The following is a 14,386-nucleotide window of genomic DNA, read 5'->3' as shown; positions in this document are numbered from 1 at the left end:
AGGCACTGTTCACAAAACAGGTTATTGCCTGGCTTGGCAGGCGGCGAGCATCAGTGCTCGCCGAGGCTGTCTTCGGGCGATCTGCGGCGGTGGCCGCTGATTTCCGAACCGGCTGTGCGCGAAAAGCTGGCGTTCCAAATGACAGCGAGCAGCGCGATGGCCGTGACGACGATAAAGGCGACGGAGAAGTCGATCATCTCGGCCTTCGTCTCACCACGCAGCTGCATCGAGCCATGCAGCGCAAGGGCGGCGACGCAGATGCCGAGGGACAGCATCAGCTGCTGGAAGGTGGAGTAGAAACTCGTCGCAATGCTCATGCGGTCGCGCTCTATCTCGTCATAAGCGATCGTGTTGTAGGCCGTGAACTGGAACGACATGAAGAAGCCGCAGAAGAACAGGATCACGAAAATGACCGGTAGCGGCCAATCCGGCTTGAAGATGGCGCACATGCCATAACCGAGCGTGCCGATGAGGCCGAAGATGATAAGGGCGGTGCGGAAGCCGAGCGTGCGCAGGATGCGAACCTGAAAAGGCTTCATCGCCATGGAGCCGAGTGCCGTCGCAATGGCGATCTGGCCGGCAGCGGCGGCCGAAAGACCAAAGCCAAGCTGCAGCATCAGCGGGATCAGGAAGGGATGGGCGCCCTGGCTGATGCGCGTCAGCGAGCCGGCGATAACCGAGGTGCGGAATGTCGGCACCTTCATCAAGGAGAAATCCATGATCGGCGAGGGGTGGTTGCGGGCGTGACGGAGATAGGCGATGCCAAACAAGAGACCGATGGAGATCAGGAAGACCGCGAGATAGCCTTCGCCCTCGCGGCTCGACATCTCGAAGCCGAAGAGCAGAGAGCCGAGCGAGATGCCCGAGAGGATGAAGCCCGAGAGATCGAAGCGGCCGGTGCGCGGGCCTTTCACCTCCTCGATGAACATCGTCACCAGGATGAAGCCGATAATGCCGATCGGCACGTTGATGTAGAAGATCCAGCGCCAGTCGAGATAGGTGACGAACATGCCGCCGATCGGCGGGCCGAGAATGGGGCCGACCAGCGCCGGGATCAGCAGCCAGGACATGGCGTTGACCATATCCTTGCGGGCGACGCTGCGCATCAGCACGAGGCGACCTACGGGCAGCATCATAGCGCCGCCGAGACCCTGAAGGAGGCGCGCGATCACGAGGAAGAACAGGTTCGGCGCCTGCGCGCAGAGAAGCGAGCCGACAACGAAGACTGCGATGGCAGATCGGAAGACGGTGCGCGACCCGAAGCGGTCGGCAATCGCGCCGCTGGCGGGAATGAAGATCGCGAGGCTGAGAAGGTATGAAGTCAGCGAGATGCTCATGGCCGGCGCGCTGACGCCGAAGTCTCTCGCCATGGTCGGAAGGGCTGTTGCGAGCACGGTCGCGTCAAGCTGTTCCATGAACATTGCGCTTGCTACGATAAGCGCTACTACACGAAAATTCGGTGCGGCCCGCCTGACGGGGGCGGCCTGGAATATCTGATCCGACATTGTCGGGGATCGCTCTCGATGGTGCGGTGGGGTCCTAAGACAGAACCGCAAGTCTGGTCATGGCGCGAAGGCCTATTTGAACGGCGGTTTGTATACTCCTGCTTGCACGCGATTGCTATATCAGAAATCGCAAATCCCATTCATGGGATGAAAAAAATGACGCACATGTAGAGGCAAACGGCATCAAATGAACGTGAGGTGAATGAATAGGCGTGATATCGCGCCGAAATGCTCACGCTTGGTTTGTTCGCGTAAGATAATGTGCTCGTTTCTGTGTGCGGGCGGGTGTGAAAAGGCCAGTGTCCAACAGGGCGGCACCGGCCTTATTCATCAAGTCGGCGAGCGCGCAGCGATCAATAACCGGCCGCCAGCCCCGAGCCGGCGCGGCTGTCCATGGCGCCGTTGTAGCGGGCGCCACCGCCCTTGGCGATGTCGCTGAGGCTCTTGCCGCCCACGAGAATGCCCGCGGCCTGGCCCCAGATCGGCCAGCTATTGTCGACCTGAACTGTATAGCCCATGCCGGTCAGAAGCTTGATCGTATCGGGCGAGAGTGCCCGCGGCTCCATGTAGACTTTATCCGGCAGCCATTGGTGATGGATGCGCGGAGCGTCAATGGCTTCCTGAATGTTCATGCCGAAATCGATGACGTTGATGATCGCTTCCAGCGTGATGGTGATGATGCGCGAGCCGCCTGGGCTGCCGATCACCATGAAGGGCTTGCCGTCCTTGGTGACGATCGTCGGGCTCATGGAGGAGAGCGGCGTCTTCTTCGGCTGGATGGCATTGGCCTCACCCTGCACCAGGCCGTAAAGATTGGGCACGCCGGGCTTGGAGGTGAAGTCGTCCATCTCGTTGTTCAAGAGGATGCCCGTGCCGGGCGCAACGACACTGGCGCCGAAGGAGCCGTTCAGCGTGTAGGTGACGGCGACGGCATTGCCGTCATTGTCGATGATCGAATAATGCGTCGTCTCGTGGCTTTCACCGAGGCCTTTCGGCATCAGATCCTTGGAGACGCCGGCCTTATAGGGGGAGATGCCATCGCGGATCTTCTGGGCATAGGCCTTGTCCAGCAGCTTGCTGACGGGGTTGTCGACGAAATCGGGATCGCCGAGCGCCGAGTTGCGGTCGACATAGGCGTAGCGCATGGCTTCGACCATGTAATGGACCGTGTCGGCTGAGGCATAACCGGTATAGGAGAGCGGGTAGCCTTCCAGCACGTTGAGGATTTCGCAGATGATGACGCCGCCGGAGGAGGGCGGCGGCGAGGAGATGATCTCGTAGCCGCGATAATTGCACTTCACGGGCTCGAGTTCGCGGACCTTGTATTGTTCAAAATCCTGGTTTGCGAGAATGCCGCCCTTGTCCTGGCTTGCCTTGACGATGGCGTTGGCAACCGGCCCCTTGTAGAAGCCATCCGGCCCCTGATCGGAAATGCCTGATAGGGCATTGGCGAGATCCGGCTGCACCAGCTTGTCGCCCGTGACAAAGGGCTTGCCGTCCGACTTGGTAAAGATCGCGGCGGTGGCCGGATCGCGCGACAGCCACTTCTTGCCCTCATTCAGTTCGGCGGCGTCGGCCTGGTTCAGCGTGAAGCCTTCCTTGGCATAGCGAATGGCCGGCGCGATCAGATCCTGGCGGGACTTTGTGCCGTATTTCTCGCGGGCGGTCTCGAAGCCCATGACCGAGCCGGGGACGCCCACGGCGAGATAGCCATCCGTGCTGGCGCCTTTGACGATATTGCCCTTGTCGTCGAGATACATGCCTTTGGTCGCCGCCAGGGGTGCGCGTTCGCGAAAATCGAGAAAGGTCGTCTTGCCGTCGCGCATGCGGATGGTCATGAAGCCGCCGCCGCCGATGTTGCCGGCGGTCGGGTAGACCACCGCCAGCGCATAGCCGACTGCAACGGCGGCATCGACGGCGTTGCCGCCGTTCTTCAGCACCTCGACGCCGACATCGGTGGCGAGATGTTGAGCGGTGACCACCATGCCATGCTCCGCCTCGACCGGTGGCGGCGCGGCAGCTCTGGCGGTGACGGAAAAGAGAGCAAATGTGACCAGGGTTACCGACGAAATCGCCCGCTGGCGGAAGTGGCGCATGATGAGTATGCCTCCCATTATTATCTTGATGGAAAATCGCCAACGAATGACATGGTGCCACGTGTGAAAATGGCGATATCCGCTGTCACAATTTTTTAATGGAGCGGATCCCGCCATGGGCCGGAATCCGATCAGCTATGTCTTCCATGCACTACTACGGATAATTTTGGTCCTCCTGCCACTCAGAAAAACGCTTCGCACTTGCAATATTCTTTTATTAGTTGAATCTATTTTAGATTGTTGCTTGTCGAGGCGAGTGTTGCGTGGAGGGTAATCATGGCCGTGACGAAGCTCGAGCAATGGAAGAGCGAGCGCAGGATCAAGAGCAGGCCATTCATCGTTGGCGAAAGGACGCATGTCGTGGAAATCGAATGCGACCATTGCAGCCGACATTTCCTTCGATGGGCATCGACGGCAGCCGCCTACTGGCGCTGTGACGATTGCACCGCGATTGTCTAAGCCATCGGTTCAGGTGGTTACGCGATCAGGATAGCACGGAAGTCGTTGACGTTCGTTCCCGTGGGGCCGGGGACGAAGAGATCGCCGATGGCATTGAACGCCGTCCATGCATCATTGTTTGCCAGCATCTCGGCCGGCACCATTCCGGCTTTGCGCAAACGTGCCACCGTACCCGCATCGGCAAAGGCGCCGGCATTGTCCTCGCTGCCGTCGATGCCATCCGTATCCGCGGCCATGGCATGAATGCCGGCGTGACCGTCGATGTCGATGGCCAGCGACAACAGGAACTCCGAGTTTCGCCCGCCCTTGCCCTTGCCCTTCAAGGTCACCGTCGTTTCGCCGCCTGACAGTAGTACGACCGGCTTGGTGAAGGGGCGGTTGCGGTGAAGCACTTCGCGGGCGATGGCAGCGTGGACGTGGGCCGCTTCGCGGGCCTCGCCCTCTATGGCGTCCGAGAGAATGGCGGTTTCGATGCCAGCGGCACGCGCTACCTCGGCGGCGGCTTCCAGCGAGACGCCGGCAGATGCGATAAGATACACTTCATTGCCGGCAAAGCGCGGATCGCCCGGGCGCGGCGCATCCGCTTCAACTTTCTCGATATGGGCGAGAACGGCCGGCGGCAGGTCGATGCGGTAGAGACGGATGAGGTCGAGCGCGTCCGCGCGCGTGCCCGCGCCCGGTACGGTCGGGCCGGAGGCCACCAGGGCAGGGTCGTCGCCTGGAATGTCCGAGACGACGAGCGAGACGACTTTGGCGGGATGGGCCGCGGCAGCCAGCCGGCCGCCCTTGATGGTCGACAGATGCTTGCGAATGACATTCATCGCAGAGATTGGTGCGCCCGAGGCAAGCAGCGCCTTGTTGACTGCGACTTCATCGGCGAGGCTCAAGCCGCCAGCGGGCGAGGGCAGCAACGCCGAGCCGCCGCCTGATATCAGAGCGATTACCAGATCGTCCTCCGTGAGGCCCTCGACAAGTTTAAGAAGCCGACGAGAAGCGATGAGGCCCGCTTCATCCGGCACAGGATGGGCTGCTTCGACGATCTCGATCTGCCGGCACGGGGCGGAAAATCCGTATCGCGTCACGACAAGACCTTCCAGTGGGCCTTCCCAGCATTGCTCCAGCGCGGCCGCCATCTGGGCAGATCCCTTGCCGGCGCCGATAACGACCGTCCGGCCCTTCGGTCTGGCAGGCAAATGCGCGCGGATGCCCGTCAACGGATCGGCTGCGCGAACGGCGGCATCGAACAGCGAGGTCAGGAAGGCGCGGGGATCGGAAACGGTCATGTCGAACTGCCTGTCTGCGATGTACTTGTAACCATTTGGTGGCTTAACTGGAGGAAAGACGCAAGAGGCAGGAACCACAATTGTGTCTTGCGCGACGAATCCCTATTTAGAAGGAAGGGGTTTCACGCTTTTATTTTAAGGATTTTCGATATGGCTGAATTGAAAGTGAAGACGAGGCAGACGGGCGCAACCGCTACGGTCGGCCGCACCGGTTTTCCGCATGTGACCTCGGTGACGGGCGACGAAATCGACATCGTCACCTCGCCGTCGCAGCCCGGTTTCAATCCGCTCGATCTGCTCTACTCGTCGCTCTCGGCCTGCCTGGTCTTGAGCGCCCGTATGGCGGCAAGCAGCCTTGGCGTGCTCGACAAGCTCACCGAAGTCACCGCCGTCGTCACGGGTGAGAAGGCGACCGAAGGCCTCTCTCGCGTGGAGAAGTTCAATATCGCCTTCACCATCAAGGGTGATTTCAGCGATGAAATCCGCAACGCGATCGCGCATGCCGCCGAAGATGAGATTTGCACGGTGAGCAACACGATCCGCGGCAATCCGCAGTTTTCGACAACGATTTCGGGGTGAGTTTTAGCTCTATCCCGCCCCTGGCGGGCGGGAAAGCAAAATCAGCATTTAGCCGCAAGGCTAAGTGCTAGATTTTGCAAGGGAGGGGGTAGGCAGGTGCGTACCGGCTTTCCTAGTGCAATAGCAACAAGTAACGGACCCCCGCTCTTGCGATTTCAATGGCTTAGAAATTGCGCTATCATTCTGAATATATGTGACCTTCCGTGTCGCAATTCCTAAACCAATGAAATTGCTTTCTCGCCCGCCAAGGGCGAGATGGTTCGGTGTCCGCCGTTGCCCCTCATTCCGCCGGAAACTCAAACCCTTCAAGATAAGGCCCAAGCTCCGGATCGATATCTACCTTTACCGCATTATTGTAGATCGCCGTCGCAATCATGATCCCGGCAAAGGCTACGAGATTGGCAAGCGTTGGCTCATCGTAGCAGGCCTTCAATCGATCCCAAATCTCCTCCGGAATGGCGTTGGAATCCCTGACGATCGCCTTGCCGAATTCGATCAATAGCGCTTCCTCTTCCGTCGGCACGATCGTTTCCGGCGTCAGGCCGGCATTGATCAATGCGCGCCGGAAGAAGCCGACCGGAATGATCGAGCGGCATTCGAGCGCTATGGCATGGCAGAGCAGCCAGACGGCACGATCGTCCAGCGCCGGGCGCAACTCTTCGCGCAAAGGAAACCATTCCGCATAGATACGATGCGCCACCGGCGAGTGCAGCAATGTCCGCTTCATGTTCGTCATGCGGCCGCGCAGCTGTATTTCGCGATCATGCTCGGCGCGCACGGCCTCGGAAGCGGTCTCGTAATCGATCGGCGTGATGTGGCTCATGTTATTCTCTTGTGATGGGCTCTCTTACTGCGCGGCTTCGGCAGCAACTTTGAAGAAGCGGTTTTCCGGGCGCGGCAGGCCGAGGTGTTCGCGCAATGTCGTGCCTTCGTAGTCGCGGCGGAAGATGCCGCGGCGCTGCAGCTCTGGAACGACGCGCGTGGTCACGTCAAGCAGGCCTTGCGGCAGGAAGGGGAAGACGACGTTGAAACCGTCCGAGCCTTCCTCGTACAGCCATTGCTCCATCTCATCGGCGATGCTCTCAGGCGTGCCGACAAAGGCAAGGCCAGCATAGCCGCCGAGGCGCTGGGCAAGCTGGCGCACGGTGAGCTTTTCGGCTTCGGCAAGGGCGATGACGCGCTCGCGGCCGCTCTTGCTGGCATTGGTTTCCGGAATCTCCGGCAGCGGGCCATCGGGGTCGAATTTGGAAGCGTCGTGTCCCAACGCGATCGACAGGGATGCGATGGCGCTATCGTAATGGACGAGGCTGTCGAGCTTTGCCCGCTTCGCCTTTGCTTCCTCGATCGTGTCCCCGACGACGATGAAGGCGGCGGGCAGGATCTTCAGATGATCCGGGTTGCGGCCGATCGCCTTCATCCGTCCCTTGATATCGGCAAAGATCGATTTGCCGTCGGCGAGGTTGCGGGGAGCAGCAAAGACCGCTTCCGCCGTTTCGGCGGCAAGCTGACGGCCGGCATCCGATTGCCCGGCCTGGACGATGACCGGCCAGCCCTGCGGCGGACGGGCGATGTTGAGCGGACCACGAACGCTGAGTTCCTCGCCCTTGTGCCCGAGGACATGCATCCGCTCGGGATCGAAGAAGATGCCGCTTTCAGCGTCACGGATGAAGGCGTCATCAGCGAAGCTATCCCAGAGGCCGGTGACGACATCGTAGAATTCGCGGGCGCGATGGTAGCGCTCGCCATGTTCCATATGCTCTTCGAGGCCGAAATTAAGGGCGGCATCGGGATTGGACGTCGTGACGATATTCCAGCCGGCGCGGCCGCCGCTGATGTGATCGAGCGAGGCGAAGCGGCGGGCGATGTGATAGGGCAGGTCGAAGGTGGTTGACGCAGTCGCAACGAGGCCGATCCTGTCGGTGACGGCGGCCAGCGCCGAAAGCAGGGTGAAGGGCTCGAAGGAGGTAACCGTCTGGCTGCGCTTCAAAGCCTCGATCGGCATGTTGAGGACCGCGAGGTGATCAGCCATGAAGAAGGCGTCGAATTTCGCTTTCTCCAGTTCCTGCGCGAAGCTCTTGATGTGCTGGAAGTTGAAGTTGGCGTCCGGATAGGCGCCGGGATAACGCCAGGCACCGGTATGCAGGCTGACGGGGCGCATGAATGCCCCGAGCTTCAATTGCTTCTGTTCGGTCATCGGCTCTCTCTCGAAAATCGCCAGGCCGTCATGAAGTGGCGACGGCATTGCCCGTAGGGTAATGCACTACGACGTAGGCGTGCTGGCCGCGCATTCAAAGAGCCGATTTCATTTATTTGATCGCTTTCGCGGAATATTCATCCGGCCGCGACTTCGGGGTTGTTCTGTCCGGCAAAAACCTTGACCAGCCAGTCTATGAAGACGCGAACTCGCGGCGAAAGCTGGCGGCTGCGTGGATAGAGCATCGAGACGGGCGTCCTTGTCGGTGGATAATCCTTCAGCACATGCAGCAGTTGACCTGATCGTAGGGCTTCCTCGGCGTGATAGCGCGGAACCTGGATCAGGCCGAGGCCGAGCTTTGCCGCGGCGAAATAGCTCTCGGCAGCGTTGACGGAGATGGTGGCCGGCAGGGTGATTTCGCGCACGGCGCCGTCGATCTGGAATTCCAGCGGCAGCAATCCGCCGGTTGCGGAGGAGCGGAAGCCGACCATGCGGTGGCCGTCGAGCGTCTCCGGATGGGCGGGCATGCCGAAACGCTCGACATAGGCGGGCGCTGCAAGCGTCACTTCTTCCAGCATCGCGACGCGGCGGCCGACCATGTCGCTATCCTGCAGCGTGCCGACGCGCAGCACGCAATCGATCCCCTCGCGGATGAGATCGACGAACCGGTCGCCCTCGGTGATCTGCAATTCGATATCGGGATAGGTTTCGAGAAAGGAGGGCAGGTTCGGCAGGACGAAGTGCCGCGCAAGCGTTCCATGTACGTCGACGCGCAGGACGCCCTTCGGCTTCGCCCCGGCAAAGGCGCCCTCGGCATCCTCGATATCGGAAAGGATGCGCAGGCAGCGCTGGTAATAGGCCTCGCCATCGAGTGTCGGGCTGACATGCCTTGTCGTGCGCTGCAGCAGGCGCACGCCGAGACGCGCCTCGACCTGTTTGATCGCATCCGTCACCGTCGAGCGGGGCAGACCTGTGTCTTCGGCGGCCAGCGTGAAGCTGCGCCGTTCCACGACCCGGCAAAACACCCGCATGGCATCGAATCTGTCCATATTATTTGTTCGCGAAATTCGGATAGTGATGCCGATTATTGGCTGATTATCCGCGCCATGAAAAGGGGCATCTTCTCCTCATCGAAACGCGCTGCGGCGCAAAGCAACGAAGGATGAGGAAAATGAGCAGCAATTCCAATAAGGTAGCGATCGTGACAGGCGCATCGCGCGGTATCGGCGCCGCGATCGCCGAGCGTCTGGCCGAGGATGGCTTCACTGTCGTCATCAACTATTCCGGCAGCGAGGCGGCAGCCGAGGAACTGGCCCGCAAGATCGAGGAAAAGGGTGGCAAGGCGCTGACCGCGAAAGCCGATGTCTCCGATGTCGATGCGGTGCGCCGCATGTTCGACGCAGCCGAAGCCGCCTTCGGCGGTGTCGATGTCCTCGTCAACAATGCCGGCATTATGCAGCTTGCGAAGATCGCCGACGCGGACGACGCCCATTTCGACCGTCATATCGCTATCAACCTCAAGGGCACGTTCAATACGTTGCGAGAGGCCGGCAGGCGCCTGCGTGACGGCGGCCGCATCGTCAATTTCTCGACCAGCATCGTCGGCCTGAAGCTCGAAACCTACGGCGTCTATGCCGCAACCAAGGCCGGCGTCGAGCTTTTGACCGGCATCATGGCGAAGGAACTGCGTGGGCGTTCGATCACGGTCAATGCGGTCGCGCCCGGCCCGACGGCCACCGATCTCTTTCTGAATGGCAAAAGCGACGAGCTCATCGACCGCATGGCCAAGATGAACCCGCTGGAGCGCCTCGGCACGCCGCAGGATATCGCCGCGGCTGTTTCCTTCCTCGTCGGCCCGGATGGCGGCTGGATCAACGGTCAGACGCTGCGTGCCAATGGCGGCATGATCTGAGCCAACCAGGCAGCGGAGCAATGCCCGCCGCCGACCTCCCACTCTCAATCAATCGCCAACAGCAGCCAATCCAGCAAAGGAACAGGATCATGGGTAAGCAAGTCATCATTATCACTGGTGCTTCGAGCGGCTTCGGGGCTCTGACAGCACGCGCGCTCGCTAAGGCAGGCCACACTGTCTATGCAGGCATCCGCGAAACCAAGGGGCGCAATGCGCCGCAGGTCGAAGCAGCTGCGGCATTCGCTGCGGAGAACGGCGTCGATCTCAGGACTGTCGAACTGGATGTCGCCTCAGATGCTTCAGTGGAAGTCGGCATCGCCGCTGTTATCGCCGAGCAGGGCCACATCGACACCATCATGCACAATGCCGGCCATATGTCCTTCGGCCCGGCGGAAGCCTTCACGCCCGAGCAGTTCGCCGAGCTCTATGACATCAACGTGCTCAGCACCCAGCGGGTCAATCGCGCCGTGCTGCCTCATATGCGCAGGCAAGGAAAGGGGCTGGTCGTTTGGGTCTCCTCGTCCAGCACGCGCGGCGGCACGCCGCCCTATCTCTCACCTTACTTCGCAGCCAAGGCGGCGATGGATTCGCTTGCGGTTTCCTACGCGTCGGAGCTGACACGCTGGGGCATCGAGACCGCCATCATCGTGCCAGGCGCTTTTACGAAGGGCACCAACCATTTTGCCCATTCCGGTTCGCCGGCAGACAAGCTTCGCGCTGCGGAATATGACAATGGTCCTTATGCCGGCGTTCCCGATCAGGCGCTGAAGGGTCTAGCCTCGCTGGAACCGGCGGATGCCGATGCGGCTTCGGTGGCGACGGCAATCGTTGATATTGTCGACATGCCGTTTGGAACGCGGCCGTTCCGTACCCATATAGATCCTTCAGAGGATGGTGCTGAGATCGTCAACGGTGTTGCCGATCGGGTTCGCGCAGAGCTTTTCCGGCGCATCGGTCTGGAAGACCTGCTGAAGCCGCATGCAAAGGCCTAAGGCCCGCAATCATCCTTGGAACGTGTCAAATCGCCGCTTCTGTGCCACAGAAGCGGCGATCTGTTGCGTGCATCGGGGCTATTTTGCGTTGTACAGCATTCCAAGCCTTAGAGTTTCGTACTAAAGCGAATCCTTCAGAGGGTCGGGAGATATCCATGGACGCGAAGGACATTGGCGAAATTGCCAGCTGGCTCATGCAAGCCGGTCTCAAGGGAATGACGGAAGTCGATATCCTCTCGGGTTTCTGCGAGCAGTGCCGTCAGCATGGTCTCAACATCGATCGGGCCATGGCGCTGATGGATACGCTGCATCCGGTCTATGAAGGCCGCGCCTTCCGCTGGGACGGCAATCAGATCATCGAGCGCGAGTTCGAATATGGCCCGACGCAGCAGGGGATCGCCTCCGAGAATTGGCAGCGTTCCGCCTTCTATCATATGCTGACGACAGGCGGAGACGAGGTGCGCCGACGTATCGGCTTCGGTGATCCGACCGATTTCTACGGGCTCGACACGCTGCTGGCCGATGGTCACACCGATTACATCGCCATGATCCACCGCTTCGAAGAGGGCGGCACGATCGGCGAAATGGATTGCTTCTATTCCAACTTCGCCACCGCCGCCGAAATGGGATTTCCGGAAGAGGATTTGCGCGTGCTGCGCAAGCTGACGCCGGCGCTTGCTCTCGCCATCAAATGCACCGGCATGAGCCGCATCGCCCGTACCATTGCCGAGGTCTATCTCGGCGAAGACGCCGCCCGGCATGTGCTTGAAGGCAAGATCACCCGAGGCAAGACGGAGCGGATTTCGGCGGCACTGTGGTTTTCCGATCTCGCCAACTACACGCGCATCTCCGATACGGCCGAGCCGGATGAAATCATCCCGATGCTGAATGCCTATGCCGATGCGGTCATCTCCTCGATCCATGAGGCGGGCGGCAACGTGCTGAAGCTGATCGGCGACGGCACGCTGGCGATCTTCAAGGCTCGCAATTCCGCTGACGCCTGCGCCGCCGCGCTGATGGCGGAATCGCTGCTGCGCCAGCGACTGCGCGATCTCAATTCGCAGCGGCAGATCGAAGGCCGGCCGGTCACGGACGTTTATCTCGGCTTGCATATCGGGGACGTGTTCTATGGCAATATCGGCAGCATGGACCGGCTGGACTTCACGGTCATCGGGCCGGCCGTCAACGAAGTCAGCCGTATCGCTTCGATGTGCCGATCGGCTGACCGTAACATCCTCATGTCGTCGAATTTCGTCGAGGCGCTGGCAGGCCAGCAAAGCAACGATCTCGTTTCCGTCGGCCGTTATGCACTGCGTGGCGTCAAGCGGCCGCAGGAATTGTTCACGCTGCTCTCTTCGGCGGCCTGACCCCTCCGCGGTGACGGCTTTCAGCGGCGGCCGGCCGCAAACATCGGGCCGCCCTTGCTTGCAGGGAAGCCATAGCCGTTGATCATCACGAGATCGATATCGCTGGCGCGGGCAGCGATGCCTTCCGCAAGCAACGCCTCGCCTTCGGTGGCCATGGCTTTCAGCAGGCGCCCGACGATCTCTTCCGCGGTGAAGCTCCTAGGTACAATGCCTTTTTCGGCGCGAGCGGCTTCGATCATGACCGCTACCTCAGGATCAACAGTCCGTTTGCCGTCGGGATAGGCATACCAGCCGCGGCCCGTCTTCTGGCCGAAGCGGCCGGCTTCGCAGAGCCGGTCGGCGATGACGACGTAGCGTTCCGAGGGATCGCGTGTTGCGGCCTGCCGCTTGCGGCGCGCCCAGGCGATTTCCAAACCTGCCATATCGAACACAGCAAAGGGCCCCATCGGAAAGCCGTAGGCTTCCAGTGCTGCGTCGATCTCCTGCGGCGACGCGCCATCCTCGACCATGTATTCCGCTTCGCGGCGATAGGCGGAAAAGATGCGGTTGCCGATGAAGCCTTCGGTGACGCCCGATACGACAGGCAGTTTGCCGAGCCGCTTTGCCAGGGCAAGGGCTGTCGCCAGCACGTCAGGCGCCGTCTGCTTGCAGTGCACGACTTCGAGGAGCCGCATGATATGGGCGGGCGAGAAGAAGTGCAGTCCCACGACGCGCTCGGGCAGCTTAGTGGCCGAAGCGATCACATCGGGATCGAGATAGCTGGTATTGGTCGCAAGGATTGCATCGGCGCGGACGATGCCATCAAGGCGTTGGAAGAGCTCGGTCTTGACGGCGAGATCGTCGAAAATAGCTTCGATGACGATATCGGCCTGCGCCAGCTGCTGCATGTCCGCCGTCACGGTCAGCCGGCTGAGGCGATCTTCGCGGCCAGCTGTATCGAGGCGACCGGATTGCACGGCCTTGTCGAGTAGGCCGGCGATGCGCTCGCGCCCTTTGTCAGCCGCTTCGGTATTTTGCTCGACGCCGATGACGCGGTAGCCGCCGTTGAGAGCGGAGACCGCGATGCCCGAACCCATCAGGCCTGTGCCGACGATGCCGATGGTTTCGATCTTGCGAGCAGCGACGCCCTCCAGTCCCTCGACCTTGCCAGTGGCACGCTCCGCGAAGAAGACATGGCGCAATGCTGCCGCCTCTTCGCTGTCGCGGAGAGTAATAAAGGTGCGGCGTTCCTCGGCAAGCCCTTCCGATAAAGGGGCGGTCGCCGCCAGGCGCACGAGACGGACGGCTTCGGCCGGTGCACGCTGGCCGCGCGCCTTGCGCAATGCGTCCGATGCCGCCTTGTCGATCGCACCTGCAGCTTCCGGGGGAACGGTCAGCGATCCCGAGCGGCGTAACGATGCGACGTTGGCCGCGTTGGCGTCGGCGACAGCTTCGGCGATTAATTCATCTTTGGCCACGCCGTCGACGATACCGAGCTTGAGTGCTTCGGCAGCCGATATAATGCGTGCATTGGCGATCATGTCGATGGCGGCAGCGATGCCGGTGAGGCGCGGCAGGCGCTGCGTGCCGCCGGCGCCGGGTATGATGCCGAGCTTGACTTCCGGCAGGCCGAGCTTCGCGGTCGGCGCGGCAAGGCGGTGATGGCAGGCGAGCGCCACTTCCAGCCCGCCGCCGAGGGCCACGCCATTGATCGCGGCGACAACGGGTTTGGCAAAGGCTTCGATGCGGGCGATAACATCAGGTAGATGCGGCTCGACCGGCGGCTTGCCGAATTCCTTGATATCGGCGCCGCCGATGAAGCTGTTGCCCGCACCGGTGAGCACGATGCCGGCAATATTGCCATCCTTCTCCGCATGGTCGAATGCAGCCATCAGGCCGACCCGGACATCGGCAGAGAGCGCGTTGACGGGCGCATTGTTGATGGTGACGACGAGAATCCCGTCGGTCAGCGCCGCTGAGATGGTGTCCGAAAAGCGCAATGCCGACATGATCTTGACCG

The 14,386-nt window shown here is 61.0% G+C and carries 12 protein-coding genes; 5 read left to right on the top strand and 7 right to left on the bottom strand.

Translation table 11 applies throughout. The features are described from left to right. Positions 1-50: 50 nt before the first annotated feature. Together AC13RC_RS22300 and ggt are read right to left on the bottom strand one after the other, a co-directional pair. On the bottom strand, positions 51-1,505 hold the full coding sequence (locus AC13RC_RS22300; RefSeq protein ID WP_488558428.1) for an MFS transporter: 1,455 nt from the start codon (positions 1,503-1,505) through the stop codon (positions 51-53). A gap of 353 nt (positions 1,506-1,858) precedes the next feature. Next, entirely contained in the window at positions 1,859-3,601 is a 1,743-nt protein-coding gene (gene ggt / locus AC13RC_RS22295) for a gamma-glutamyltransferase (protein ID WP_488558427.1), read from the bottom strand. Between the two features lie 276 nt (positions 3,602-3,877). On the opposite strand from ggt, the gene AC13RC_RS22290 reads away from it, so the two are divergent. Beyond that, a complete protein-coding gene (locus AC13RC_RS22290) occupies positions 3,878-4,060 on the top strand; it encodes a hypothetical protein (RefSeq protein ID WP_113395526.1) in 183 nt (60 codons plus the stop codon). Between the two features lie 17 nt (positions 4,061-4,077). Here AC13RC_RS22290 and AC13RC_RS22285 read toward each other — a convergent pair whose 3' ends face one another. Beyond that, entirely contained in the window at positions 4,078-5,343 is a 1,266-nt protein-coding gene (locus tag AC13RC_RS22285; protein WP_488558426.1) for a glycerate kinase type-2 family protein, read from the bottom strand. A gap of 150 nt (positions 5,344-5,493) precedes the next feature. Between AC13RC_RS22285 and AC13RC_RS22280 the strand changes: the two genes are divergently transcribed. Next, a complete protein-coding gene (locus tag AC13RC_RS22280) occupies positions 5,494-5,922 on the top strand; it encodes an OsmC family protein (protein WP_488558425.1) in 429 nt (142 codons plus the stop codon). A gap of 280 nt (positions 5,923-6,202) precedes the next feature. On the opposite strand, the gene AC13RC_RS22275 is transcribed toward AC13RC_RS22280, so the two are convergent. From AC13RC_RS22275 to AC13RC_RS22265, 3 genes are all read right to left on the bottom strand, one after another. Beyond that, positions 6,203-6,745 carry a carboxymuconolactone decarboxylase family protein gene (locus AC13RC_RS22275; protein ID WP_488558424.1) on the bottom strand — a complete coding sequence of 181 codons (543 nt, stop codon included), beginning with the start codon at positions 6,743-6,745 and terminating at the stop codon, positions 6,203-6,205. 24 nt (positions 6,746-6,769) lie between these two features. Beyond that, on the bottom strand, positions 6,770-8,116 hold the full coding sequence (locus tag AC13RC_RS22270; protein ID WP_488558423.1) for an LLM class flavin-dependent oxidoreductase: 1,347 nt from the start codon (positions 8,114-8,116) through the stop codon (positions 6,770-6,772). Between the two features lie 137 nt (positions 8,117-8,253). Next, positions 8,254-9,165: a LysR family transcriptional regulator gene (locus AC13RC_RS22265; protein ID WP_113330314.1), complete on the bottom strand. Its 912-nt coding sequence runs from the start codon at positions 9,163-9,165 to the stop codon at positions 8,254-8,256. Positions 9,166-9,287: 122 nt separating this feature from the next. Here AC13RC_RS22265 and AC13RC_RS22260 point away from each other — a divergent pair, with 122 nt between their 5' ends. From AC13RC_RS22260 to AC13RC_RS22250, 3 genes are all read left to right on the top strand, one after another. Next, positions 9,288-10,028 carry an SDR family oxidoreductase gene (locus AC13RC_RS22260; RefSeq protein WP_488558422.1) on the top strand — a complete coding sequence of 247 codons (741 nt, stop codon included), beginning with the start codon at positions 9,288-9,290 and terminating at the stop codon, positions 10,026-10,028. A gap of 89 nt (positions 10,029-10,117) precedes the next feature. Continuing rightward, on the top strand, positions 10,118-11,020 hold the full coding sequence (locus AC13RC_RS22255) for an SDR family oxidoreductase (protein ID WP_488558421.1): 903 nt from the start codon (positions 10,118-10,120) through the stop codon (positions 11,018-11,020). 155 nt (positions 11,021-11,175) lie between these two features. Beyond that, on the top strand, positions 11,176-12,387 hold the full coding sequence (locus AC13RC_RS22250; RefSeq protein ID WP_488558420.1) for an adenylate/guanylate cyclase domain-containing protein: 1,212 nt from the start codon (positions 11,176-11,178) through the stop codon (positions 12,385-12,387). Between the two features lie 20 nt (positions 12,388-12,407). On the opposite strand, the gene AC13RC_RS22245 is transcribed toward AC13RC_RS22250, so the two are convergent. Then, positions 12,408-14,375: a 3-hydroxyacyl-CoA dehydrogenase NAD-binding domain-containing protein gene (locus AC13RC_RS22245; RefSeq protein ID WP_488558419.1), complete on the bottom strand. Its 1,968-nt coding sequence runs from the start codon at positions 14,373-14,375 to the stop codon at positions 12,408-12,410. Between the last annotated feature and the right edge of the window lie 11 nt (positions 14,376-14,386).

Source organism: Martinezella sp. CNPSo 3890, assembly GCF_057784455.1.
This window is presented reverse-complemented; position numbering and strand designations above follow the sequence as displayed.